The organism is Capnocytophaga sp. ARDL2 (assembly GCF_041530365.1).
Taxonomy (GTDB): Bacteria; Bacteroidota; Bacteroidia; order Flavobacteriales; family Flavobacteriaceae; genus Flavobacterium.
In genome coordinates, this window is the sequence record NZ_CP168034.1 from 1,008,830 (window position 1) to 1,032,352 (window position 23,523).

A 23,523-nucleotide genomic window follows, 5' to 3' on the forward strand; every position below is an offset into this window, starting at 1 on the left:
AAAATGTTTCACAAAGAAGGATTTAAAATCATCGTTGGAGCTTTGATTGCGACAGCAGCTATTATTTTAGCAGCAGATATGATTACTATCGAATGGTTGAGATTGTGTGTGCAATTGATTACACTTTTCTTTTTAATCATGATTTTGCAGTTTTTTAGAAATCCTAAAAGATATATTGCAAATGCTTCTGAACATACAATTTTAGCCCCAGTTGATGGTAAGGTTGTGGTGATTGAAGAGGTTTACGAACCAGAATATTTCAAAGACAAACGATTGATGGTGTCTATTTTTATGTCGCCTATCAATGTGCATGTAACGAGATACGCCCTGAGCGGTCTTGTAAAATACAGCAAATACCACCCTGGTAAATATTTGGTAGCTTGGCATCCAAAAGCCAGTGAAGAAAACGAACGTACTACTGTGGTGATAGACAATCCCGTTTTTGGTGAGGTGATGTATCGACAAATTGCAGGAGCTTTGGCAAAACGCATTGTGAATTATGCCAAAGTAGGGCAACAAGTGGTACAAGGTACAGATGCTGGATTTATCAAATTTGGTTCGCGTGTAGATATTTACTTGCCTATTGGTACCAAAGTAGATGTACAGCTCAACCAAAAAGCCAAAGGTAATGTTACTGTGATTTCCAAAAAATAAAACCATGGAGGAACAATTGGATGTAGAATTTCAACAATGCTATCAACATATATCGACATCTGACAAAAAAGTTGCCGCAGATGATATGCTGAGGTTGTACGCATACTACAAACAAGCCATCGGTTATGAAGAGCAATCAAATATAGATCACAATCTAACGATAGTGAGTTCTTTCAAAATCAATGCTTGGCAGCAAGTAAAGCATCTAACAAAACAAGAAGCAAAAGAAGAATATATAAAACTAGTAAAAAAACTATTATCATGAAAAAAACAATCGTATTAATGGCATCAGTAGCCATGATTGCTACAGCATGCAAAAACAAAGAGGAAGTATACGAAGTAGATGTGCCAAGTAGAGAGCAAGCAGATGCTCCTTTTGAATTGGGGTCGCCAAGCGATGTAAAAGCAGAAAAAGGCTCTTTTCAGATGTTGGGACTAAACTACGAATACAACGGTTTAGAACCTCACATGGATGCATTGACAGTGGCTACGCACTACGGAAAACATCATTTGGGTTATTGTAACAAATTGAACGAAACCGTTGCTGGTACCGATTTAGAAAATCTTTCGATTGAAGAGGTGTTGGCAAAATTGGATGTAAACAATGCAACCTTGAGAAACAACGCAGGCGGATATTACAACCACAATTTGTTTTGGGAAATTTTAGGAGCAAAAAAAGGAGGAAATCCTACGGGGAAAATTGCAGAAAAAATCAATGCACAATTTGGTTCGTTTGACAATTTTAAAGCCGAATTCAAAAAAGCAGGAACAGGCGTGTTTGGTTCAGGTTGGGTATGGTTGGTAGTAAAAGATGACCAATCTTTGGCAATCACAACCACTGCAAACCAAGACAATCCTTTGATGAGTAATGCCACAATAAAAGGTACGCCAATCATTGGTTTGGATGTATGGGAACACGCATACTACCTAAAACACAAAAATAAAAGAGCAGATTATATCGACGCCTTTTTTGATTTGTTGGATTGGGGAAAAATTAATGAGAAATTACAATAAAAACAAGGTCGCTATTGAGCGACCTGTTTTGTATGAACTATAAACAAAAAACTATGACAAATAATATATTGTTGACTTCGTTTGATGAAGTTCCATTTTTAAAAATAAAAAACGAAGATTACTTACCCGCTTTTGAAAAAGCAATACAAGAAAATACTGAAGAAATTGATGCTATTTGCAATCAAACGGCTCAGCCTACTTTTGAAAATACGATAGAAGCAATGGAATATTCTGGAAAACAACTCAATAGAATTTCATCTGTGTTTTTCAATTTGCTCAGTGCTGAGACCAATGACGAAATGCAACAAATTGCTCAAGAAGTAGCACCAAAATTGTCAAAACTACGCAATGATATCGCATTGAATCAAGAGTTGTTTTTACGAGTAAAAGAGGTATATGAAACCACTGATTTTTCAAAATTGACGATAGAGCAACAAACATTACTAACACAAACGTATAAATCTTTTGTGCGAAACGGAGCTTTGTTGGACGAGGAAAAAAAGCAACAATTAAGAGAAATCGATGCACGATTGGCTGTGTTGACGTTGCAATTTGGTGAAAATGTTTTAGCAGAAACACAAAAATATCGCTTGCATATTACAGATAAAATTCGATTGGAAGGATTGCCAAAAGACGCATTGGAGACGGCACAAAAATTGGCTGAAAAAGAAGGGAAAAAAGGTTTTATTTTTACCTTAGATTTTCCAAGTTATTTACCGTTTGTAACCTATGTAAAGGATAGAGAATTGCGTAAAGAATTGGTGATTGCAGCCGGAAAAAAAGCCTTTCAGGAAAATGAACACAACAATGAGGCAATTGTCAAAGAAATTGTCAATCTCAGACAAAAAAGAGCTGAGCTTTTAGGGTATAAAAATCATGCACATTTTGTGTTGGAAGAACGCATGGCTCAATCACCTGAAAAGGTATTGTCTTTTTTAAACGAATTGTTGGAAAAAGCCAAACCAGCTGCATTAGCAGAGTTTGATCAATTGACACAATTTGCAAAGAAAACAGATGGAATTTCAGCTTTAGAAAAATGGGATGCCAATTATTTTTCTGAAAAAATGAAACAAGAGTTGTATGATTTAGATGATGAAATACTTCGTCCGTATTTTTCATTACAAAATGTTTTGAACGGAGCATTTGCTGTAGCTGGAAAGTTGTTTCAATTACAATTTAGAGAAACCAACCAAGTTGATGTCTATCACAAAGATGTACGAGTTTTTGAAGTTTATGATACGAACAACAATGAGAAAATTGCGTTGCTTTACACCGATTTTCATCCAAGAAAAGGTAAGCGAAATGGTGCGTGGATGACATCTTATAAATTACAATGGAAAGAAAAAGGAGAGCATCATATTCCACATGTGTCTATTGTATGCAATTTTACGTCTCCAACAGAAACCAAACCTTCATTATTGACGTTTAATGAAGTTACAACACTGTTTCACGAGTTTGGTCATGCCCTGCATGGAATGTTGGCAAATACCGTATATCCGTCATTGTCAGGAACTTCGGTTTTTTGGGATTTTGTAGAATTGCCAAGTCAGATTTTCGAAAATTGGGTGTATGAACCAGAAGTGTTGCAATTGTTTGCCAAACATTATGAAACAGGAGAGGTAATTCCACAAAAATATATTGATAAAATCAAGGAGAGTTCCAACTTTTTAGAAGGATTGGCTACAGTACGTCAATTGAGTTTTGGATTGCTCGACATGGGGTGGCATACATCGTCGATTGAAGAAACTGAAAAACTAAAAACATTTGAAAACAAACAATTTGAATCGACAAAAATATATCCAGATGTTTTAGAAAATGCTATGAGTACCTCATTTTCTCATATATTTTCGGGAGGATATTCCGCAGGATACTATTCGTATAAATGGGCAGAAGTTTTGGATGCAGATGCTTTTGCCTATTTCAAAGATAAAGGAATTTTTGACTCTGAAATTGCTGCAAAATTTAAAACTTTATTGTCAAAAGGAGGTAGCGAACATCCGATGGATTTGTACAAGGCGTTTAGAGGACAAGAGCCAAATGTGTCGGCTTTAATGAAACGAGCAGGTTTGATAAATAAATAATTTTGTATATTTGCAGTCGCAAAGTCATCAAATAGACTTTACAAGAGAATATGAAAGAAAAAATAGAAGCAAGTGAATCTATTTTAGAATTTATTGGAAATACACCTTTGGTACGATTAAACAAAGTTGTAGAAGGTTTTAAAGGACTATTTTACGCAAAAATAGAAGCGTTTAATCCAGGACACTCTGCAAAAGATAGAATAGCATTACACATCATTGAAACAGCTGAGAAAAAAGGAATACTAAAGCCAGGAAGTGTTATTGTCGAAACTACCTCGGGAAACACAGGTTTTAGTTTGGCAATGATTGCAATGATAAAAGGCTACAAATGTATTTTGGCGGTTTCTGATAAATCGTCTATAGACAAAATCGATATGTTACGTGCTATGGGTGCAAAAGTTTATTTGTGTCCTGCTAAAGTATCAGCAGAAGATCCACGTTCGTACTATAATGTAGCTAAAAAAATCCACGAAGATACTCCCAATTCGGTATATATCAATCAATATTTTAATGAGTTGAATGTTGAGGCTCATTACCTGACCACAGGAAAAGAGATTTGGGAGCAAACCAAAGGTACTTTGACTCATTTTATAGCATGTTCGGGTACCGGTGGTACACTTTCGGGAGTTGCAAAATATTTGAAAGAAAAAAATCCAGAAATTCAAGTAATTGGAATTGATGCCTACGGTTCGGCTATTCAAAAATATCACGAAACTGGTGAGTTTGACGAAAATGAAATTTACTCTTACCGCATCGAAGGTTTAGGTAAAAATTTAATACCTACTACAACCAAATTTGAATACATAGACCGATATGTAAAAGTAAATGATGAAAATTCGGCTTTGTCTGCAAGAGAATTGGCATTGAAAGAAGGATTGTTTATGGGGTATACTTCAGGATCGGTGATTCAAGCATTGAAACAACTCAACGAAGAAAATATCTTTGATAAAAACAGTAGAGTAGTCGTAATATTGCCCGATCACGGTTCGAGATATTTAAGTAAAATCTACAGTGATCAATGGATGAACGACCAAGGATTTGTAGTAGAAAAATTAGACAACGAATTGATAGTAGTTGAATAAATAATAAAAATAATCAACAAAAAAACTCATGTTTGCAAAAACATGAGGTTTTTTGTTGAAACAAAATGAAATGTTATTCTTCATAAACAAAAGGTACGTAGAAAAACGTTCCATTTGAAAGAATGTATTGAGCATTTTCACTACTTTGCAAAGTATATAAAAATGTACCAGAAATTCTTTTGTTAGTCAAATCTACTTTGTCTATTACAACTCTACCCTCAATACTCGAAGGGAGTAGTAAATTGAAAGTAGAATACGTGATTCCTGTATGCGTAGAATGAAAAGTTGCTGTACTAACATTTACAGCTTCAAAAGATTCATTTCCACCTTCCCAAGGATATGAATAACCTTCTCCAAAGGTACCTTTCAAAACCATTTTTAGAGTAGAAATTCTATAATCTTCACTTTTTCTTTTAAATTTTGCTGTGATTTCCATTGTACCATTGGTTTTCAATACTGCACTAACATCATTGGTTACATTGCGTTCAGAATCAGTATATGCCATAATAGGAGTGGCAGCAACGTCGCTATTTTCAACACCTTCTCCCAATTTCTCAGTTTCACATGATACAAAAGCAAAAGTTGCTATTGCAAACAATCCTAAAGCAAATTTTTTAATCATATTCATAATGTGTTTTTGTTTTTCGATTTAAATATTTTTCAAATATATAATATTTCTGAAATATTAAGATTTATTTTTTACTTTTTTTTTCAATTCTCAAGGTTTGTACCAGTAAAATTACCCCAATAATAAAGAAAATTGCAAATAGTAATATAGCATTTTGTACTTTTCCTGTCAGTTGTGTAATGAGTCCGTACATGCTCATACCGAATACAATTCCAATCTTTTCTGTAGAATCAAAAAAACTGAAAAAAGAGGTGGTATCTTCTGTTTTAGGCAATAATTTAGAAAATGTAGAACGAGAAAGAGATTGAATTCCACCCATTACAAATCCTACGCAACCAGCTGTGATATAAAATTGTATAGGTTGTAAAATAGTGTAGGCATATAAGCAAATTCCTATCCATATACAATTGATGACTATCAATGTTTTGAAATTGCCAATTTTACTTGCCAATTTTGAAGTGAGAAATGCCCCAATAATAGCGATTAATTGTATGATCATGATACTAATAATCAATCCTATAGTGCGTTGGTTACTGTCTTTCCATTGAATTTCTTTTTCACCAAAATAAGCAGCAATAATCATGATAGTTTGCACCGCCATATTATACACAAAAAACGCTTGTAGATATTTGCTAATTACCGCATTTTCTTTGATTTGAAAATATACCTTTTTTAGTTCTTTGAGTCCGTTGGTTAAAATACCCATTTCAAATTTTTTATCATTCCTGAAATTGGGTAAATATCGATAACTAATCTGACTAAAACCGATCCACCACAATCCTACAGCTACAAAAGAAAAACGCATTGCTTGTTCAGTATTTTGAAAACCAAAAAGTTCGTGCTTCATTATGATGACGAGTAAAATAATCAATAAAAGTACACTGCCTATATAACCCATTCCAAAACCTTTGGCACTCACTCGGTCTTGATTTTCCTTTGAAACAATATCGGGTAGATACGAGTTGTAAAATACCAAACTTCCCCAAAAGCCAAGCAATGCCATCAAATAAAATGAAAGACTAAAATAAAAGTAATCCAATGAGAAAAAATACAATAGCATACAACCTGTTGCTCCCAAATAGCAAAACAATTTGAGGAAAAACTTTTTATTGCCCAAATAATCGGCTACACCGGATAAAACAGGAGAAATAATGGATATGATAATAAAGCCAAAAGCAGTAAGGTAACTAATGATAGATTCGCTAGGAACTTCGGTTGAGCCTATAGTCCAACTTCTCATTTCACGTTGAGCAAAGAGCAATCCGTAAAATAAAGGAAATACAGACGAACTCACCACTAACGAATACACAGAATTTGCCCAATCGTAAAATGTCCAAGCATTAATAATTTTTTTATCGTCTTTTTTAAAGGTGTTCATTTTTATAATATTTTGAAAGGTTCAAAAGTAGGTAAAAAATGAGTATACTACCAAATGAATTGTAAAAATGGGGTTGACAATAAAAAATTTTCCGTTCATACAGAAAAAAGCTGTTCATACATTTTATTTTGAAGAGTGAAGGAAAGTTCTTAATTTATGCAAATGTTTTTTAGAACACTTATTCAATGAAATTCAAACTCATTCTCAAGCAATAACAGGGAAATGCCATTCCTTTCAATTATCAATATCCTTTGTCGACTGCCATCTATCGTTTTATGAAATTGGCAGATGAGGAATTTGCTACAGAAATTCAGAACAAAGATTTTTGGAAAGGGTTTAAGTTTTTTACTTTTTCAGATTTGGTATTCAGAAATTTTCAATGAGACAAAACAGCATACGCATAGCCGATGGCGATGTGGTTTCGTTGTTTGTGGATATTTATATTCCTAAGGGTTACCGCTCGTTTTTGAAATCTCTGCTTCTTAGTGGTAAAAAGAAATAAATTAGCATCAATCCGCTTTTTTTATCTATATACTTCATGAAAATAAAGAAATACCGTACCTTTGTGGTTTAAACTATTAACAACAATGGATTATTTTTCTTCTGAATTCAAATTAGGAATTTTAGGTGGTGGTCAATTGGGAAAAATGCTTTTGACCGATACGCGTAAATTCGACATACAAACTTATGTGTTAGATCCAAGTGCCGAAGCTCCTTGCCAGTTTGGGGCAACGAAGTTTTTTCAAGGTAGTCTTACAGATTATGATACGGTAATGCAACTTGGAAATCAAGTAGATGTATTGACCATCGAAATCGAAAATGTAAACTTAGATGCTTTGGAAACTTTAGAAAAACAAGGTAAAAAAGTTTTCCCATCGGCTAGTACTTTGCAATTGATAAAAAATAAAGGAAATCAGAAAGATTTTTATACAAAACACAGTATTCCCACTGCTCCATATCATAGATTTTCATCTGTTGATGATTTAAAATCTGCGGTAAACGAAGGAAAAGTTAGCCTTCCTTTTGTGTGGAAAGCTACCGAAGGTGGTTACGACGGAAATGGTGTAAAAGTGGTGAGAAAAGTCGAAGATTTGGAGGTTTTACCCTATACAGAATGTATTGCCGAAACGATGATTCCTTTCAAAAACGAATTGGCAGTGATTGTTGCTCGTTCGGCTTCGGGAGAAATCAAAACTTATCCTGTAGTTGAAATGGAATTTCACCCAGAGGCCAATCAAGTAGAATATGTGATTTGTCCGGCTCGTATCGATGATACAGTGGCAACCAAAGCCAGAGAAGTTGCATTGAAAGTATCAGAAGCCTACAACCATGTGGGATTGTTGGCAGTGGAAATGTTCCAAACGCAAGACGATGAAATTTTGGTAAACGAAGTAGCTCCAAGACCTCACAATTCGGGGCATTACTCAATAGAGGCAAGTTATACTTCTCAATTTGAACAACATATACGTGCTATTTTAGATTTGCCATTGGGTAATACCGAAAGCAAAGTAGCTGGAATCATGGTAAATTTGGTAGGAGAAGAAGGATATTCTGGCCAGGTAGTATATGAAAATATCGAAAAAATTATGGCTATTGACGGAGTCACGCCACATATTTACGGAAAAAGAGAAACGCGTCCGTTTAGAAAAATGGGGCATGTAACCATCGTAAACGAAGACATGACCGAAGCCAGAAAAGTAGCACAACAAGTAAAAGAAACCATAAGAGTAATAAGCAAATAATATGAAAGTAGCCATAGTAATGGGTAGTATCTCAGATATGCCTGTAATGCAACAAGCCATAGATGTATTGAAAGAATTTGGAGTAGAGACACATGTGGATATTGTTTCTGCACATCGTACACCAGAAAAATTGGTTGATTTTTCTACCAATGCGCACAAAAACGGAATCAATGTAATTATTGCCGGAGCAGGAGGAGCTGCACATTTGCCAGGAATGGTGGCTTCTATGAGTCCACTACCTGTGATTGGTGTACCAGTAAAATCGTCAAACTCTATCGACGGTTGGGATTCTGTATTGTCTATTTTGCAAATGCCTGGTGGTGTACCTGTGGCAACTGTAGCGTTGAACGGAGCTAAAAATGCAGGTTTGTTGGCAGTGCAAATATTAGCAAGTCAAAATGCTAACTTGTTAGAAAAAATGATTGCTTATAAACAAGGTTTGAAAGAGGCAGTTTTGAAAGCAAGTGAAGGTTTGGGGAAATAAGCTCCCTATCCCCAGAAGGGGAATTATGAAAATGCGTTAATTATTACGCAAGGGAGAATTACGAATTAAAAAAATACGCAGATTTTTGAAATAATCAACTTTGTGTATTTTATTTTAGCAGATAACGCAGATTTTAGTATAACAAAAAATAAACACTCCTTTTTTTTTCTCCTTCGGAGGAAGTCTCCGAAGACTTGGAGGAGAGTATTATGAAAGGGGAGGCAGATTATGGAAAAAGTAATATTGGTAGATACCAACGACAATCCGATTGGTTTGATGGAAAAAATCGAAGCTCATGAGAAAGCTTTGCTACATCGTGCATTTTCGGTTTTTGTAATCAACGTTAAAAAAGAGGTGCTTTTGCAACAAAGAGCCGCTCACAAATACCATTCACCTTTGTTGTGGACAAATACTTGTTGCAGCCATCAACGAGAAAACGAAACCAATCTACAAGCGGGTAAACGCCGTTTGAAGGAAGAAATGGGGATGGAAGTGCCTTTGGAAGAAGTGTTTAGTTTTATTTACAAGGCTCCATTCGACAATGGACTCACCGAACACGAATTCGACCATGTGATGATTGGATATTCCAACCAAAGTCCTGTAATCAATCCTGAGGAAGTTGCCGATTGGAAATGGATGGACATTATCGAATTAAGAAACGATATCGAAGCCAATCCGCAGGTTTATACCGAGTGGTTTAAAATCATTTTTCAAAAATTTTATCATTACATAGAGTCAAAACTGTAAAGGATATGAAAGTTACCGTTAGTAGAAAAGCACATTTCAATGCAGCCCACCGTTTGCACAATAAAAACTGGGACGATGCAACCAATGAAAAAATCTTTGGCAAGTGCAACAATCCCAATTTTCACGGACACAACTACGAATTGATTGTGCATATCACAGGTGAGGTAAATCCGGATACAGGCTATGTAATCGATATGAAAATTTTGGCAGATATTATTTACGAAGAGGTTGAACAGGCTTTTGATCATAAAAATCTAAATGTAGATGTAGATGATTTTAAAAATCTAAATCCAACAGCTGAACACATTGCCTATGTAATTTATCATAAAATTGCTAAACGAATAGACAAATCGTTAGAATTGGAAGTAGAATTGTACGAAACTCCAAGAAATTTTGTCAGATATTCAGGAAAATAAACTAACTTTGCAACAAATATTTAAAATAGCACAAAATGGCAAATGTAAGAAACTTAAAGAAAGATGTACGATATGTATTAGGTGATTTGACTACTGCAGTATATATGTGGGAAATGGCAAACACTGGAAAACCAACGGAAAATTCTTCAGCTTTGTTGAATGAAATCTATGAAAAATACGATGATTTACTTTCAAAAATCAATGCGAATGTAGAAGGAAATAAAAAAGCGTATTTCAAAGGTATTTATTCAGAATTAGAAGAATCTGCAATGAATATTATTGAGAAAATTAATACATTAAAATAATAGTTTTTTTCATATACATAAAAAGTGCAATACTAGATTAGGGCATTGCACTTTTTTATTTTATCTATTTTGCTTTTTTAAGTAATGTTCTAAAAGAAAACTTGTAGAGGCATCATGCTGTCCTACCTTTTGATTTTTTATTTCATTGCTGATAGATTGAGCCAATTGCTTTCCGTATTCCACTCCAAATTGATCAAAACTATAGATATTCCAAATGTAGCCTTGAACAAATGTTTTGTGTTCGTACAATGCCAAAAGACTTCCGATGTTTTTTGGGGTCAATTTGTTGATCAAAAGTGTGTTAGTAGGTCTGTTGCCTCTAAAAATACGATATTTTGCCAAACCATCTGTATTGTCGGTGTTTTCATAAGCTCCTGTTTTTCCGTTCATCAATCCTTCAGTTTGGGCAAAGAAATTTGCCATCAATTGATGGTGCATTTCGGATGGAGTAAATGGGTTGATAAAACCAATAAAATCCGTAGGAATGATTTTCGACCCTTGATGAAACAACTGGAAAAAAGCGTGTTGAGAATTGGTTCCGATTTCTCCCCAAACGATATTACAGGTTTGATAGTCAACTAAATATCCTTCTCTCGACATGTTTTTACCGTTACTTTCCATAATGACTTGTTGCAAATAGGCAGGAAGTGAAGCCAAACGATTGCTATATGGTACAATTGCTTCGGTTTCGTAACCAAAGAAATTGGCATACCAAATTCCAATCAATCCCAAAATCACAGGAATATTTTCTTGAAAGGGTGTGCGTAAGAAATGTTCGTCCATTTCTTGAGCTCCTTTCAACAATTCGATAAAATGCTCATAGCCTACAGCCAAAGCTATTGAAAGACCTACTGCCGACCACAATGAAAATCTTCCGCCAACCCAATCCCACATACGGAAAATGTTATCAGCATCAATTCCGTAAGCTACCGCTTTGTCTATGGCACTCGAAACGGCAATCAAATGGTCTTCGGTTTTTAGATTTGCCTTTACAATCCAGTTTTTGATTGCATCTGCATTGGTCAATGTTTCTAAAGTTGTAAATGATTTAGATACTATGATAATCAAGGTGGTTTCTGGATTTAATTTTTCTAAAGTTTCCTTTATGGCATCATAATCAATATTGGAAATGTAATGAGTGTGAAGATGCGTTTTATAATCTTGCAAACTTTCCACTACCATTTTAGGGCCTAAATCCGAACCGCCAATTCCAATATTTACTACATCTGTAAAGGCTTTTCCTGTAGAACCTTTGGTTGTACCTGATAAAATATTTTCTGTAAATACTTTTATCTTTTGCAAAGCCTCTTGTACCTCTTGATAAAAAGGTAATTGCAATTGATTGTTCCAATCACGCAATGCCACATGAGCGACAGCTCTTTTTTCTGTTTCATTGATGATTTCGCCCGAAAACATAGCCTCAATTCCCTTTTTCAATTCTACTTCATTTGCCAATTCGAAAAGGAGCTTCAATGTATGGTCGGTAATTTTATTTTTTGAAAAATCCAAGAGAATATCTTTCCACTCAATGTGCATTTTTTTTACTCGTTGATCATCATACGAAAAAAAATCTTGAATGCGATCGTATTGCAATTTCAAGTAGTGATAATTGAGTTTTTCCCAAGCTTTTGTTTCTGTTGGATTTATTTTTAGTAGTGCCATTTTTTTATTTGATCGTTTTAACAAAAATAATCATTTTTTCTTTATTTCAGTAATTTTATCCTTTTATCCAATGAGTCTTTTATTGGAGTGATTTGTTTTTTGAAATCTGGTATTTCACTACTTTCCAATGACATAGAAGTTGGTAAATTGATTTTTAACGGATTTACTTGTACGCCGTTTTTCCAAAAGCGATAACAAACATGTGGCCCAGTAGCCAAACCTGTACTTCCGACCAATCCGATGGTTTGTCCTTGTGAAACGCGTTGTCCTTTTTTTACCAATATTTTCGACATGTGCAAGTATTGTGTGCTATAGGTGGCGTTGTGTTTTACCTTTACATAATTGCCATTTCCTTTGTTAAAACCTGTTTCAATCACGATTCCATCTGCGGTTGTCATAATAGGTGTACCTGTAGGAGCGGCGTAATCCGTACCGTGATGAGCTCTGTTTTCTTTCAGTACAGGGTGAAATCTCTTTGCTGAAAATTTTGAAGTAATGCGATAATATCTCAAAGGTGCTTTGAGAAACATGGTTTGCATTTGCTTGCCATTTTCGTCGTAAAATTCTACTGAAAAATCACCGTTGGATTGATAAGGAAAACCATAAGTTGCTTTTCCTTGTGTGTAAAAATAGGCTCCATTTATTTTTTCTATTCCTACAAAAATAGAGTCGTTGAGGTATTTTTCCGTAAGAAAAATAGCAAATTTGTCACCTTTTTCAAACTTGAAAAAATCGATTGTCCATGCAAATTTTTTCGCCAAAACCATAGCAACTCCCGTGTCTATGTCTTCGTTTTTGATAGTTTCGTAAAGATTTTCGTTGATATGTGTAGCGACAACTTTTGTTTTGAGTTTGATGTCGTATTCAGTAGTATATGCGTGTATGCTATCGCGAAAATCAACAATATTGTAAGTTTGCGGACTAGCTTGATACACAATGTATTGCAAGGGGTAAGGTGCTTCCTTTCCTTTTAAAATGGTCAATGTTTTGCCCACTTTCATTTTACGCATATCAAAAGCGTTTCCAATATTTTTGGAAATTTCGTGAATATTGGTGGCATCGAGTCCGTTTCTTGCCATAAGAAGTGAGAGGTTGTCGCCTCGCTTGATTGTATCTCGCTCGACTTTGAAGTTTTTGAGTTGAAAACCATACAACGGCTCTTCAACAATCGAATCTTCGGCAATTTCTTGATACATTTCGTTGATAGTTTCAACTTCTTTTTTACAAGAAATTACCGAAAATATCATTATTAGGAAAAATCCCAATCTGTTAAACATCTTTTCCCCAATTTTCCAATTCTTCTTTTGACCACAATTCTGGGAAGAAAATTCTTCTTTGGTATTGTGGCAACATGTATTTTTTCCAGTCGCTACCACCTGTTGCTTCTTGTGGACCGTCTTCGCTTTCAATGTATTTTTTTGCTGCGTAGAAATGCCCCATTACCCAAGTGATATTTACCGTTTTGTCATAATGACGCATGGCTTTAATCAATTCTTCGTTTAGTTGGTCTTGTATTGGCAATTGTTTGTATTTGCTCCACAAATTGTTGGTATCATATTTTTCAATAAAATCGATGAATTGTTTTTTGTATTTCTTTTCAAAAGCGTCTAACAGGTACGATTTTTTACCAGTTTTGTAGTCTTTTCCAGCCGCTTGCCAATACATGTTTTCGATGATTTCGTCGTATGAAATATCGTTTTTTCTCTTTCTAATATCTTCTCTAAAACGAGTGTCAATCAGATTGATCCAATCGGTAGAAGCAAATTCAATCAATCGGTATTGAGCACTTTGAAATCCGCTGGCAGGTGTCAATGTGTGTCTAAATTTCAAATATTGATCGATATCCATTCCGTCCATCATCACGGTAAACGAAGTGGTCAACATATCAAAATATCTCGAAATGCGGTACATTCTATCTGAGAAAAACGCGATTTCGATATTTTCTTTTTCACAAACTTGTTCTATTTCCCACAATATCATTTTAAACAACAATTCATTTACCTGATGATACATAATAAATACCATTTCATCGGGTAGGGTAGAGCGTTGGATTTGTAGGTTTAGCAAGGCATCTGTCTGAATATAATCCCAATATGTGATGGGTTTTTGCCACAACAATCCTTGCAAATGTGTTTCTAATTTTTGGTCAATCGATTGGAATTTTTCATCCAATTTTTCAATTGTGTTTGTGATTTCTGGTTTCATTTTTATTTATGAAAATTAATAGGGGTTGATAATCCTTTGTAATCTACTAAATTTGCTTTGAGAGAACCTACCATTAGGCTGGCTTGAATCCTCAAAGGTACTTTGTTGCTGTCGTCTGATACCCAAACGGTTAAACTTTCTTCTTCTTTAAACACGCGTCCAGATTGAACATACGGTCTAAATTTCAAAGCTTTGGTTTTTCCAAATTTTGTTTTGATGGTTTCGCTACCCAACAATTTTAGGCGAAATTTGTAGATTTCTCTGTCAAAAAACATATCGATATCAATGCTTTGACCATTTTTCAAATTGTCGATATTTGGATGATTTCTCAGGTAATAAAAAGCCGAAACAATGTCTTGAATTTTGTTATGAGGCAGTTTGTGGTTGTTTTCAGCCTTGTGTTTATAATCTTTTACCAAGATATTGTTTTTGTCGTATTGAAAAAATCCTTCTTCGTTTTTGGTATATCCACCTTCGTCTATATTTCTGATGTATCTGTAGGGTTGATTGGTATTTACATCAAAATAACTTTGATAATCATCTTTTACCTTAAACAAAGTTTTGGTAATTCCAGTGGTGTATCCATTACCTTTTGCGTGGAATACTTTTTTTCCGTTGTATGTAGTTTCATTGAGCGAAAGCGTCGCAACTCCTGCATCAATAATTCCGTACGATATTTGAAATTTAAAGTATTCTCCCGATTTAAACGCTTGTGCAAATGTGAAATTACTGATTAACATAAGTAAAATCACAGTAGCATATTTCATCATTTTCATTCTCCTCATTTTTATTGCAATTTTAATCATTTTTTTCCTTTTTTTGGGTTACTTTGTAAAAAGAATTGCAAATACCGAGCCTAAATTTATTTTGAATAAAAAAGACTGTCAATTTTGACAGTCTTTTTTATGATTAAAATGAAACTTTTTTACCTACATTTAATCCTTTGTTTTTTGCGAAAGCTCCGCACAAATGGAAAAGCAATCTCGCTCCTACATTTCCGTCCCAATCGTCTTCTCCTGGGGCAACTTCTACTAAATCTACTCCGATGATGTTTTTGCCAGAGTTTGCCAATTTGTCTATCAAATAAGTAGCTTGTTCAAAAGACAGTCCTCCTGGTACTGGTGTTCCTGTATTTGGGCAGTACCATCTTTGTAATGCGTCGATGTCAAAGCTAATGCAAACATCTTGTGGTAATTGTGCTATGATATCATCGCATAGGTTTTGCCACGATTTGCCTTCAAACAATTTTTCTTTCAAATCACTGTCTGTATAAACTTTTACTTTGTCAGTACCTTGAATAACCTCTACTTCTTGCTGACTAAAATCACGGATTCCTACTTGAACCAATTTTGTGATTTGTGGCAATTGGATCGCATTGTACATAATCGATGCGTGCGAATGAGTAAAGCCTTCGTAAGCAATACGCAAATCCATATGGGCATCGAAATGCAAAATTCCAAAATTGTTGTATTGAGTAGCCAATGCCTCGTAATATCCTAATGGAGTAGAATGATCACCACCCAACAAAATCACCAATTTCCCTTGTTTTTGCCATTCCATAATGTGGTTTTTTACTTCGTTGTGCAGTCGGGTTGTCGCTTGGTTGATTTCCTCCAATTTTTTATGCAACGCTGGGATTTCTTTGATGACTTTTCCTTCTTCCAAGGCTTGAATAATTGGTTGTGCATCGGCTTTGTATTGGTCGCTCAACAATTTCCAATGTTCGGGGGCTTCGTCCATATAAATTCCCAATTTCCACAAATCAGGGAATTGTTGGTGTAATAAATCCACTTGGAACGATGCGTCGAAAATCGCTTCTGGACCTTCTGATGCACCAGCTCCGTAACTCACAGTTACTTCCCACGGCACAGGAACCACGATGATTTCACTTTCTTCTGCTGTAAACGGTAATCCGTAGATGGTTGCATCAGACAAACCAGGTTGTGATGGGTCGAATGTTTCTATTTTTTGTTGTTTTGTCATGTTTTGTTTATTATTATTTTTAAACCACATAGCACATAGCTTTTTTATGCTACAACCCATGCTTACTATGAAAAGCGTAAGCGTCTATTATATTAACACTTAATACTATGTTTCTATTGTTCCTAATGTGGTTCAATTATTATTTCAACGCCGCTTCCAATATCTGCCCAAAGTCATACATTTCCTCAAACGAAGTATATAACGGCACTGGGGCAAAGCGAATTACTGCGGGTTCTCTCCAATCGGTAACAACACCGTTTTTCATCAGGTTTTCAAACAATTGTTTTCCTTGTCCGTGGAAAATTACCGACAATTGCGAACCTCTTTCTTCTTGATTTTTTGGTGTGATGATTTCCAAATTACTTCCTGTGCGTTGTGCAATATCGTTGATGATGAACTCAAGGTAAGAGGTAATCAAATTGCGTTTTTCTACCAAGGCTTTCATACCTACTTCTTCAAAAATTTCAACCGAAGCCAAATAAGGTGCCATTGCCAAAACGCCTGTACACGAACTCTGCCAGCCCAATGCTCCTGCGTTTGGTGTAAAATCAGGTTCCATTAAGAAACGGCGTTCTTTGTTGTGTCCGTACCATCCACCAAATCTCGGAATATCTGGATTGTTGTGGTGTTTTTGATGTATAAAATACCCAGAAACACTCCCTGGCCTGCGTTCATGTATTTGTAGCTACACCAACAAGCAAAGTCGATGTTCCAATCGTGCAACGACATTTCGATATTTCCTGCTGCGTGTGCCAAATCCCAACCTACAATCGCTCCCACTTCGTGCCCAGCTTTGGTAATTGTAGGCATATCCAACACTTGTCCTGTATAATAATTGATTCCTCCGATGAGTACCAACGCCAATTCATCACCTACTTCTTTGATTTTTGCAATGATGTCTTCGTTGCGTAGGTTGTGTTCTCCCTCACGGCGTTTTACCTCAACGATGGCAGTTTTTGGGTCAAAACCGTGAAATTTTACTTGCGTTTGCAACAAATATTGATCACTTGGAAAGGCTTTTTCCTCGCAAATGATTTTAAATCTTTTTTCGGTAGGACGATAAAACGACACCATCATCATGTGCAGGTTTACCGTCAAAGTATTCATTACCGAAACCTCTTCAGGCAAAGCACCTACGATTTTTGACAAAGGATTTGAAAATCTTTCGTGGTAATCCCACCAAGGTTTTTCGGCATAAAAATGACCTTCCACAGCCATTGTTGACCAATCTTCTACCACATCGTTGATGTATTTTCTGGCTCTTTTGGGCAACAATCCCAATGAGTTTCCTGTAAAATAAATGGCTTTTTTACCGTTGACAACCGGAAATTCAAATTCGTCTTTGTATTTTGCCAAGGCATCTTTGGCATCTAAAGATTGTGCAAAAGCACGAGTATTTTCAAAAGTCATATTGATAAATATTATTTCAGAGGCTAAAATTAAAGATTCTTATGTTTATAAACAAAAAAACAAGGCGATGAACCTTGTTTTTTACTTTTTTATTCTTTGATTTCTACAGTCGCGTTATTGGATGAGCTCGTTGCAGTAGTTGTAGTTGTCGATTGTGTTTCAGTATTTTGAATTTGCTTGATAGGGTAGTAGATGATGGTTTCCCATTTATCTCTTTGGAAATCATTGGAAAAACTACGAACCAATTTAAACAAACTCATTTGGTCGTAATTGATACTACCTCCTATTTTTTCAATTTCTTTTACACAATAATTTTTTGCAGAAGAAAAATGCGAATAGTCACCCGTTAGTTTTGCTTTAAAGGCATAAAAAACTGATTTCTTTCCAGTAGAAATTTTTTCAGTAGTTTCAGCTAAAATAGCTTCACCTTGGATTGGAAGAAGTACTTCTACTTGATACACAGATGATTCTTCCGTACCTATTTTGTAAAAGCTAACAAATACGTCTTCTTTGTATTTTAGTTTCAAATCTTGAGCAGATTTTTTCAACTCCTTGTCTGCTTGAATGATTTTTTCAGAAAAATCGTCCAATTTGCTTTCAAAAGATTTAGAAATATAGTTGAAATCTGAAAGATATTCATTGTTTTGTTTTTCTATGTCAAATGATTTTACAGATTGAACAACATAAAAGTTGATGTTGTTGAGTTTTTTTTCAAAATTTTCTCCTTTTAAATTGTAGATACCTCCGTAAAACACACTTTTTACACGATCAAGAAATGACAAATTTCCTTTTGATTCCATTTCAATCATAGTTTCATCGTTTGGCAATGAGGAAATTGAAAGTGTGTGTAGCGTTTTTTCACCATAGTTGTTTACTTCAAAAATAATACGGTCTTTGCCATTATCATCTTTTATGATAGAATGAAAATTTTGAGCAGTAAGTTCCGCATTTTTCCCTATAAATTGTTCTGAAACAGTAGGCGAAATCAGAGCATCAGCACCCCATTGTTGAAAGCTACGAATATCCGTAATATACGAGTATATCAAACGGCTATTTTGCTCTATTTTTTTAGAATGTTTGAGAGTATAATCTCCTTTTTGAGTGGCAATGAAAATTGACAAACACACAGTAGTAAGGAGAAATAAAGTAAAAATATATTTTAAAATTTTCATTTTTCTTTCAAATAAAATTTTATCAAAAACAACAGTCCAATAAATAAGAGAAAAGCAATGAAAACAAGAGTACTACCTTTGTAATATTTTTTATGTAAATTCATATCTTTTCTGTACATAACTATCATTAGTGTTGTAAAAACAACGACAAACAATAATGCAAAAACAATTTTTCCTGTTGTAAACATGGTCTTTTATTTATGGACGTATTATTTCTTAAAAGTCATTCACAAAAGTAAAAAAAATAATAGGTTTAAATGATTTTATTAGAAAAATGTTTTTAATGATTTCATAATTTGTTATATTTGTATGAATTATAAAACTATTAGATTATGAAAAATATGAAAAAATAGCATTTTTTGCATTGGTTTCAGCCTTTATATTTGTTGGTTGTTCTAAATCGAGTGGGGGAGAAACACCAACTAAATATCAAATGAAAATGAATATTGATGGTGTTCCGTATTCTACTTCCGCTGTTCATTCTACTTTTTCTGGTGGTTCATTGTCGATAAATGGTCGTACTGATAGCAATCAGTATGAAGGTCTAACAATTCATATTTTATATTACGAAGGACAAACAGGTACATTTACCTTTACCGATCACATGAATTCTCATGTAAAGGCTCAGTTTTCCGTAAAATGGGACTCACCAAATGTTGATCATCATTTTGCGATGGAGATGGGAAGTGTTACTATTACAGAGGTTACCAATAAGGATATAAAAGGAACTTTTTCTATGGTAGTAAAAAATTTAGAATCAGGAGAAACGAAAACACTTACAGAAGGTTCGTTTTACACTCCTTTAGCAAGATAAGTCTTTTAAATTTAAAAGGTGTTCGTTTAGTTAATTTTAAAGTTTTTTATTTGTCCGAAAAGCAATAGATGCTTTTCGGACTTTATTATTTCCATGTTTTATATGGATGATTAGACAAATACGCATTGAAAAATCGATTGTCGAGTGTGATTTCGTTATCCACCCAATCGGGCAGGTCAAATTGTTCGTTTTCTGATTCAAGTTCTATTTCAGCAATCATCAAACCTTCGTTTGCTCCGTGAAACACATCGATTTCCCAAAGATGATTTCCAAAGGGAACTTCATAACGCGTTTTTTCGATGACGAAATCTTCGCATAACGCCAATAATTGCAGTGCTTCTTCCACTGGAATTTCTTTTTCCCATTCAAAACGAGAGGTAAGATTTTCGTTGGATTTTCCCTTTATAGTGATAAATCCTTTATTGCCTTTTGTGCGAATTCTCACGGTGCGTTCGGGCAAAGAATTGAGATATCCTTGAGTTATTTTATAAGATTTTGTGGCACTTGCCAAAAAATTAGTATTTTTGAGGCTAAATTTTCTTTCGATTTCTATCATAAAGGAGAATTTTAATGGGATAAAGTTACAGCAATTGTATGAATTTGAAAAAGAATATACCTCAAAATAAAAGTTTAGACAGCATATTTCAAACGGCAATAGAAGAATCTACGAAAGTAGAACAATTGGAACAGTTGCAATTGTTCTATGAAATTGTTGATTATTTCCGTCCAGATAAACCTAAACAGATTCAGCGATTTAGCATACGCGAACTCATCGATCACTTGATTGAATTTGATGAACATCGCAAATTTTTGTACTATTATATGTCGCAGATATTGAGCAAACGAAAGTTTAGCCGTATGATGTCTGATGTAGAAATTTTGCAAGAATCTGACTTTTTGTACGAGGTTCAGAAGCGTTTGTGGAACAAGGTTTTGCCGTATCAGCCAGAGAAAGACTCGATGGAATATGTACTAAACCAAGTGTTTTACAAGCAAACCGACTATCTGTGGATTCAGAAAATACCGTACGAAGAAATCTATGAATTGACAGAAATTCTCAGTATTTCCAATATGTACGAACGTGAAAAATATTATCAAGGAGTCGTTTCAGAAATATTGTTTACCGCAGGATTGCTCTCACAGCGTATGAGTGGTCGCTCGATGGAAAGCAATATTGTGAAAATGGTACCCGAATATACACATTTGGAAAATCCGTTTTTGGGCTTGGAACGCGAATTTTTATTGATAGAAAAATTGATGCGTAATGGCGAATTGAAATATTTGGTTCACAACGACCAGCATTTGAAACAACTACAAATTTTATTGGGACAGTGTTTTGAATTTATTAATCAAGCGTTTAACAATAAACAGAAATATGGTATCACTTTGCGTGTAAATCAAGCTTTGTTGCGTTTGAAACAACAATTGTACCGCTTTGAATTGATGCTTTCATTCTTGATTGTCAATAGCGAAGGAGACAAAATGCGCAATACCATCAAATTGTGCTTGAAACTCATTGAGTTTAACTGTATGAAAAACGATGTGTCTTCATTGATCAAAGAAAGTATCGGGAATGTATCGTTTCAGATTACCAATTACACCGCAAAAACAGGCGAACATTACATCACCGAAAGTGCATCGGAATACATGAAAATGTTTAAAGCTGCCTTGGGAGGTGGTTTTATCGTAGGGTTTTTGTGTGTGTTGAAAATTTTGGTGTCAAAATTGGCAAGTTCAGATTTTGGAAACGCTTTTTGGTACAGTATGAACTATTCTATGGGGTTCATACTCATTTATTTATTGGGTTATACATTGGCAACCAAACAGCCAGCTATGACGGCATCTACCATTACAAAATCTATCGAAGAAGGTTATAAAAACAAAAACAACGCAGAAGATCGCTACACCGCTTTTGCCGAATTGTTTGCAAAACTCACGCGTTCGCAATTCATTGCCTTTATCGGAAATATCATCATGGCATTTCCCGTAGCTTTGTTGATTGTATGGGGGATAGATATGGCTACGAATATCAATATTGTTGATACCAAATGGGTAACTTTGCTCAAGGATGTTGACCCAATCGAATCGCCTGCGATATTCCACGCCTCGATAGCAGGAGTATTTTTGTTTTTGTCGGGGATTATTTCTGGAAATGTTTCCAACAAAAATTTGCACAATCAAATTGTGTATCGAATCAAAGAACATCCGAAGTTAAAATTGATGTTTGGAAAAGAAAAAACCAACAAAATCGCTTCTTTTATTGAGAAAAAATGGCCGGGAATTGTGTCTAACTTTTGGTTTGGTGTCTTCATGGGGAGTACCTATTCTGTTGGACATTTCTTGGGATTGGATTTAGACATTCGACACATCACATTTGCCAGTGGAAACATCGCTTTAGGAGCTTATGGAGCTAATTTTGATTTGACACTTTCTACCTGGATTTGGTCTTTTATAGGACTGACCGTGATAGGATTTATGAACTTTATCGTGAGTTTTTTATTGTCAATCTATTTGGCGTTTAAATCGAGAGAATTGTCGTTGTGGGAATTGATTCCAATGTTTAGATCGGTTTGGAATTATTTCAAAACCTATCCAATGAAGTTCTTTTTTCCACCAAAATCAAAGAAAATCAAAGTAGAATAATCCATTTTTCCATGCGAAAAATCATTCATATAGACATGGACGCCTTTTATGCTTCTGTAGAGCAACTCGATTTTCCAGAGTTGAGAGGAAAGCCTATTGCGGTAGGAGGAGGAGAGGAGAGAGGAGTGGTTTCGGCGGCAAGTTACGAAGCTCGAAAGTATGGTGTACACAGTGCATTGAGCGGTAAAATTGCCAAAAAACGTTGTCCTGAATTGATTTTTCAACCTTTGAGATTTGAACGTTATACGGCAATATCGCGACAGATTCGACAAATTTTTTACAAATATACCGATTGGGTTGAACCCCTTTCTTTGGACGAAGCTTATCTCGATGTTACGGAAAATAAAATAAATATTTCCAGTGCATCCAAAATCGCTCGATTGATACGTGAGGAAATTTTTGCTACTACCCAATTGACGGCATCAGCTGGGATTTCTGTCAATAAATTTTTGGCAAAAATAGCCAGTGATTACAACAAACCCAATGGACAAAAAACGATTTTGCCCGAAGAAATTGATGAATTTTTAGCTCAACTCGACGTGCGAAAAATGTATGGAATAGGGAAGAAAACCACGCAAAAAATGTATCAATTGGGAATTTTTACTGGAGCTGATTTACGCACAAAATCTCTTGACTTTCTTTCAAAACATTTTGGAAATATGGGATTGCATTTTTATCAAATAGCTCGAGGGATTCACAATAGTCCTGTAAGAAATGTACACATTCCCAAATCGATTGGAGCAGAACGAACCTTTGCAGTCAATCTTAGTTCGGTGTTGCATTTAGAAGAAAAATTAGAACACATTGCGAATGAACTCACGCTGCGATTACATAAAAAAAATGTAAAAGGAAAAACACTGACTTTAAAAATTAAATACAGTGATTTTACCTTACAAACTCGAAGTAAAACATTTGCTTATTATATAGACGATGCTAAAATCATTTTAAAAGAAGCCATTTCTTTGTTGGATCAGGAAAAATTAAAAGACTCTGTCCGATTGATTGGCATTCAGATTTCAAATCTCAATACATCGTCAAATAAAGAGAAACCTAAATATATTCAGCTCAAATTAGAGTTTGAAAATTCCAATTATTTTTACTAA

Annotated in this window: 24 protein-coding genes and 1 pseudogene; 15 read left to right on the top strand and 10 right to left on the bottom strand. The window is 34.9% G+C overall.

The genetic code is table 11. The features are described 5' to 3' along the window. Nucleotides 1–3: 3 nt before the first annotated feature. Genes AB4865_RS04980 through AB4865_RS05000 form a run of 5 tightly spaced genes read left to right on the top strand, consistent with a single transcriptional unit; the run spans nt 4 to nt 4,831 of the window. Nucleotides 4–654: a phosphatidylserine decarboxylase family protein gene (locus AB4865_RS04980; RefSeq protein ID WP_372474623.1), complete on the top strand. Its 651-nt coding sequence runs from the start codon at nt 4–6 to the stop codon at nt 652–654. A 4-nt stretch (nt 655–658) separates the two neighbouring features. After that, complete coding sequence (locus tag AB4865_RS04985) at nt 659–919, top strand: acyl-CoA-binding protein (protein WP_372474624.1); 261 nt, start codon at nt 659–661, stop codon at nt 917–919. Continuing rightward, nucleotides 916–1,668: a superoxide dismutase gene (locus AB4865_RS04990; protein WP_372474625.1), complete on the top strand. Its 753-nt coding sequence runs from the start codon at nt 916–918 to the stop codon at nt 1,666–1,668. The genes AB4865_RS04985 and AB4865_RS04990 overlap by 4 nt, the downstream gene beginning before the upstream one ends. 53 nt (nt 1,669–1,721) lie before the next feature. Further along, the gene (locus AB4865_RS04995; protein WP_372474626.1) at nt 1,722–3,749 is read left to right on the top strand and encodes a M3 family metallopeptidase; all 2,028 of its coding nucleotides are present in this window, start codon (nt 1,722–1,724) and stop codon (nt 3,747–3,749) included. A 50-nt stretch (nt 3,750–3,799) separates the two neighbouring features. Continuing rightward, complete coding sequence (locus AB4865_RS05000) at nt 3,800–4,831, top strand: PLP-dependent cysteine synthase family protein (RefSeq protein ID WP_372474627.1); 1,032 nt, start codon at nt 3,800–3,802, stop codon at nt 4,829–4,831. A 73-nt stretch (nt 4,832–4,904) separates the two neighbouring features. On the opposite strand, the gene AB4865_RS05005 is transcribed toward AB4865_RS05000, so the two are convergent. Beyond that, complete coding sequence (locus AB4865_RS05005; protein WP_372474628.1) at nt 4,905–5,453, bottom strand: DUF6252 family protein; 549 nt, start codon at nt 5,451–5,453, stop codon at nt 4,905–4,907. A gap of 70 nt (nt 5,454–5,523) precedes the next feature. Then, nucleotides 5,524–6,837, bottom strand: a complete 1,314-nt coding sequence (locus AB4865_RS05010; RefSeq protein WP_372474629.1) for an MFS transporter — start codon at nt 6,835–6,837, stop codon at nt 5,524–5,526. A gap of 227 nt (nt 6,838–7,064) precedes the next feature. Between AB4865_RS05010 and AB4865_RS05015 the strand changes: the two genes are divergently transcribed. The 7 genes from AB4865_RS05015 (at nt 7,065) to AB4865_RS05045 (ending at nt 10,531) form a co-directional block, all read left to right on the top strand. Further along, nucleotides 7,065–7,220, top strand: a complete 156-nt coding sequence (locus AB4865_RS05015; RefSeq protein ID WP_372474884.1) for a hypothetical protein — start codon at nt 7,065–7,067, stop codon at nt 7,218–7,220. Beyond that, on the top strand, nt 7,217–7,339 hold the full coding sequence (locus AB4865_RS05020; RefSeq protein ID WP_372474630.1) for a hypothetical protein: 123 nt from the start codon (nt 7,217–7,219) through the stop codon (nt 7,337–7,339). Before AB4865_RS05015 ends, AB4865_RS05020 begins: the two co-directional genes overlap by 4 nt. An 85-nt stretch (nt 7,340–7,424) precedes the next feature. Further along, the gene (locus AB4865_RS05025; protein ID WP_372474631.1) at nt 7,425–8,579 is read left to right on the top strand and encodes a 5-(carboxyamino)imidazole ribonucleotide synthase; all 1,155 of its coding nucleotides are present in this window, start codon (nt 7,425–7,427) and stop codon (nt 8,577–8,579) included. A gap of 1 nt (nt 8,580) precedes the next feature. After that, nucleotides 8,581–9,063 (top strand): 5-(carboxyamino)imidazole ribonucleotide mutase, encoded by a 483-nt coding sequence (purE, locus tag AB4865_RS05030; protein WP_372474632.1) that lies wholly within the window; start codon nt 8,581–8,583, stop codon nt 9,061–9,063. Between the two features lie 228 nt (nt 9,064–9,291). Continuing rightward, nucleotides 9,292–9,810 carry an isopentenyl-diphosphate Delta-isomerase gene (idi, locus tag AB4865_RS05035; protein WP_372474633.1) on the top strand — a complete coding sequence of 173 codons (519 nt, stop codon included), beginning with the start codon at nt 9,292–9,294 and terminating at the stop codon, nt 9,808–9,810. A 5-nt stretch (nt 9,811–9,815) separates the two neighbouring features. Next, the gene (locus AB4865_RS05040) at nt 9,816–10,226 is read left to right on the top strand and encodes a 6-pyruvoyl tetrahydropterin synthase family protein (protein ID WP_372474634.1); all 411 of its coding nucleotides are present in this window, start codon (nt 9,816–9,818) and stop codon (nt 10,224–10,226) included. 35 nt (nt 10,227–10,261) lie between these two features. Continuing rightward, entirely contained in the window at nt 10,262–10,531 is a 270-nt protein-coding gene (locus AB4865_RS05045; protein WP_372474635.1) for a hypothetical protein, read from the top strand. A gap of 60 nt (nt 10,532–10,591) precedes the next feature. On the opposite strand, the gene pgi is transcribed toward AB4865_RS05045, so the two are convergent. The 7 genes and pseudogenes from pgi to AB4865_RS05080 form a co-directional block, all read right to left on the bottom strand. Continuing rightward, the gene (gene pgi, locus AB4865_RS05050) at nt 10,592–12,193 is read right to left on the bottom strand and encodes a glucose-6-phosphate isomerase (RefSeq protein ID WP_372474636.1); all 1,602 of its coding nucleotides are present in this window, start codon (nt 12,191–12,193) and stop codon (nt 10,592–10,594) included. A gap of 41 nt (nt 12,194–12,234) precedes the next feature. Beyond that, nucleotides 12,235–13,470 carry a peptidoglycan DD-metalloendopeptidase family protein gene (locus AB4865_RS05055; RefSeq protein WP_372474638.1) on the bottom strand — a complete coding sequence of 412 codons (1,236 nt, stop codon included), beginning with the start codon at nt 13,468–13,470 and terminating at the stop codon, nt 12,235–12,237. Further along, nucleotides 13,463–14,398 carry a tryptophan 2,3-dioxygenase family protein gene (locus AB4865_RS05060; protein WP_372474639.1) on the bottom strand — a complete coding sequence of 312 codons (936 nt, stop codon included), beginning with the start codon at nt 14,396–14,398 and terminating at the stop codon, nt 13,463–13,465. Before AB4865_RS05060 ends, AB4865_RS05055 begins: the two co-directional genes overlap by 8 nt. Before the next feature lie 2 nt (nt 14,399–14,400). Next, on the bottom strand, nt 14,401–15,168 hold the full coding sequence (locus tag AB4865_RS05065) for a DUF3108 domain-containing protein (RefSeq protein WP_372474885.1): 768 nt from the start codon (nt 15,166–15,168) through the stop codon (nt 14,401–14,403). A 139-nt stretch (nt 15,169–15,307) separates the two neighbouring features. Further along, on the bottom strand, nt 15,308–16,381 hold the full coding sequence (locus AB4865_RS05070; protein WP_372474640.1) for an agmatinase family protein: 1,074 nt from the start codon (nt 16,379–16,381) through the stop codon (nt 15,308–15,310). Between the two features lie 139 nt (nt 16,382–16,520). Next, nucleotides 16,521–17,791, bottom strand: a pseudogene (kynU, locus tag AB4865_RS05075) (kynureninase). 89 nt (nt 17,792–17,880) lie between these two features. Then, nucleotides 17,881–18,963, bottom strand: a complete 1,083-nt coding sequence (locus AB4865_RS05080) for a hypothetical protein (RefSeq protein WP_372474641.1) — start codon at nt 18,961–18,963, stop codon at nt 17,881–17,883. Nucleotides 18,964–19,396: 433 nt separating this feature from the next. Between AB4865_RS05080 and AB4865_RS05085 the strand changes: the two genes are divergently transcribed. Then, on the top strand, nt 19,397–19,777 hold the full coding sequence (locus AB4865_RS05085; protein WP_372474642.1) for a DUF6252 family protein: 381 nt from the start codon (nt 19,397–19,399) through the stop codon (nt 19,775–19,777). Between the two features lie 85 nt (nt 19,778–19,862). Here the strand turns inward: AB4865_RS05085 and AB4865_RS05090 are convergent, their stop codons facing one another. Then, nucleotides 19,863–20,333, bottom strand: a complete 471-nt coding sequence (locus AB4865_RS05090) for a CYTH domain-containing protein (protein WP_372474643.1) — start codon at nt 20,331–20,333, stop codon at nt 19,863–19,865. Nucleotides 20,334–20,371: 38 nt separating this feature from the next. Here AB4865_RS05090 and AB4865_RS05095 point away from each other — a divergent pair, with 38 nt between their 5' ends. Together AB4865_RS05095 and dinB are read left to right on the top strand one after the other, a co-directional pair. Further along, nucleotides 20,372–22,420, top strand: coding sequence for a recombinase (locus tag AB4865_RS05095; RefSeq protein WP_372474644.1), 2,049 nt, complete (start codon nt 20,372–20,374; stop codon nt 22,418–22,420). 11 nt (nt 22,421–22,431) lie between these two features. Then, nucleotides 22,432–23,523, top strand: coding sequence for a DNA polymerase IV (dinB, locus tag AB4865_RS05100; RefSeq protein WP_372474645.1), 1,092 nt, complete (start codon nt 22,432–22,434; stop codon nt 23,521–23,523).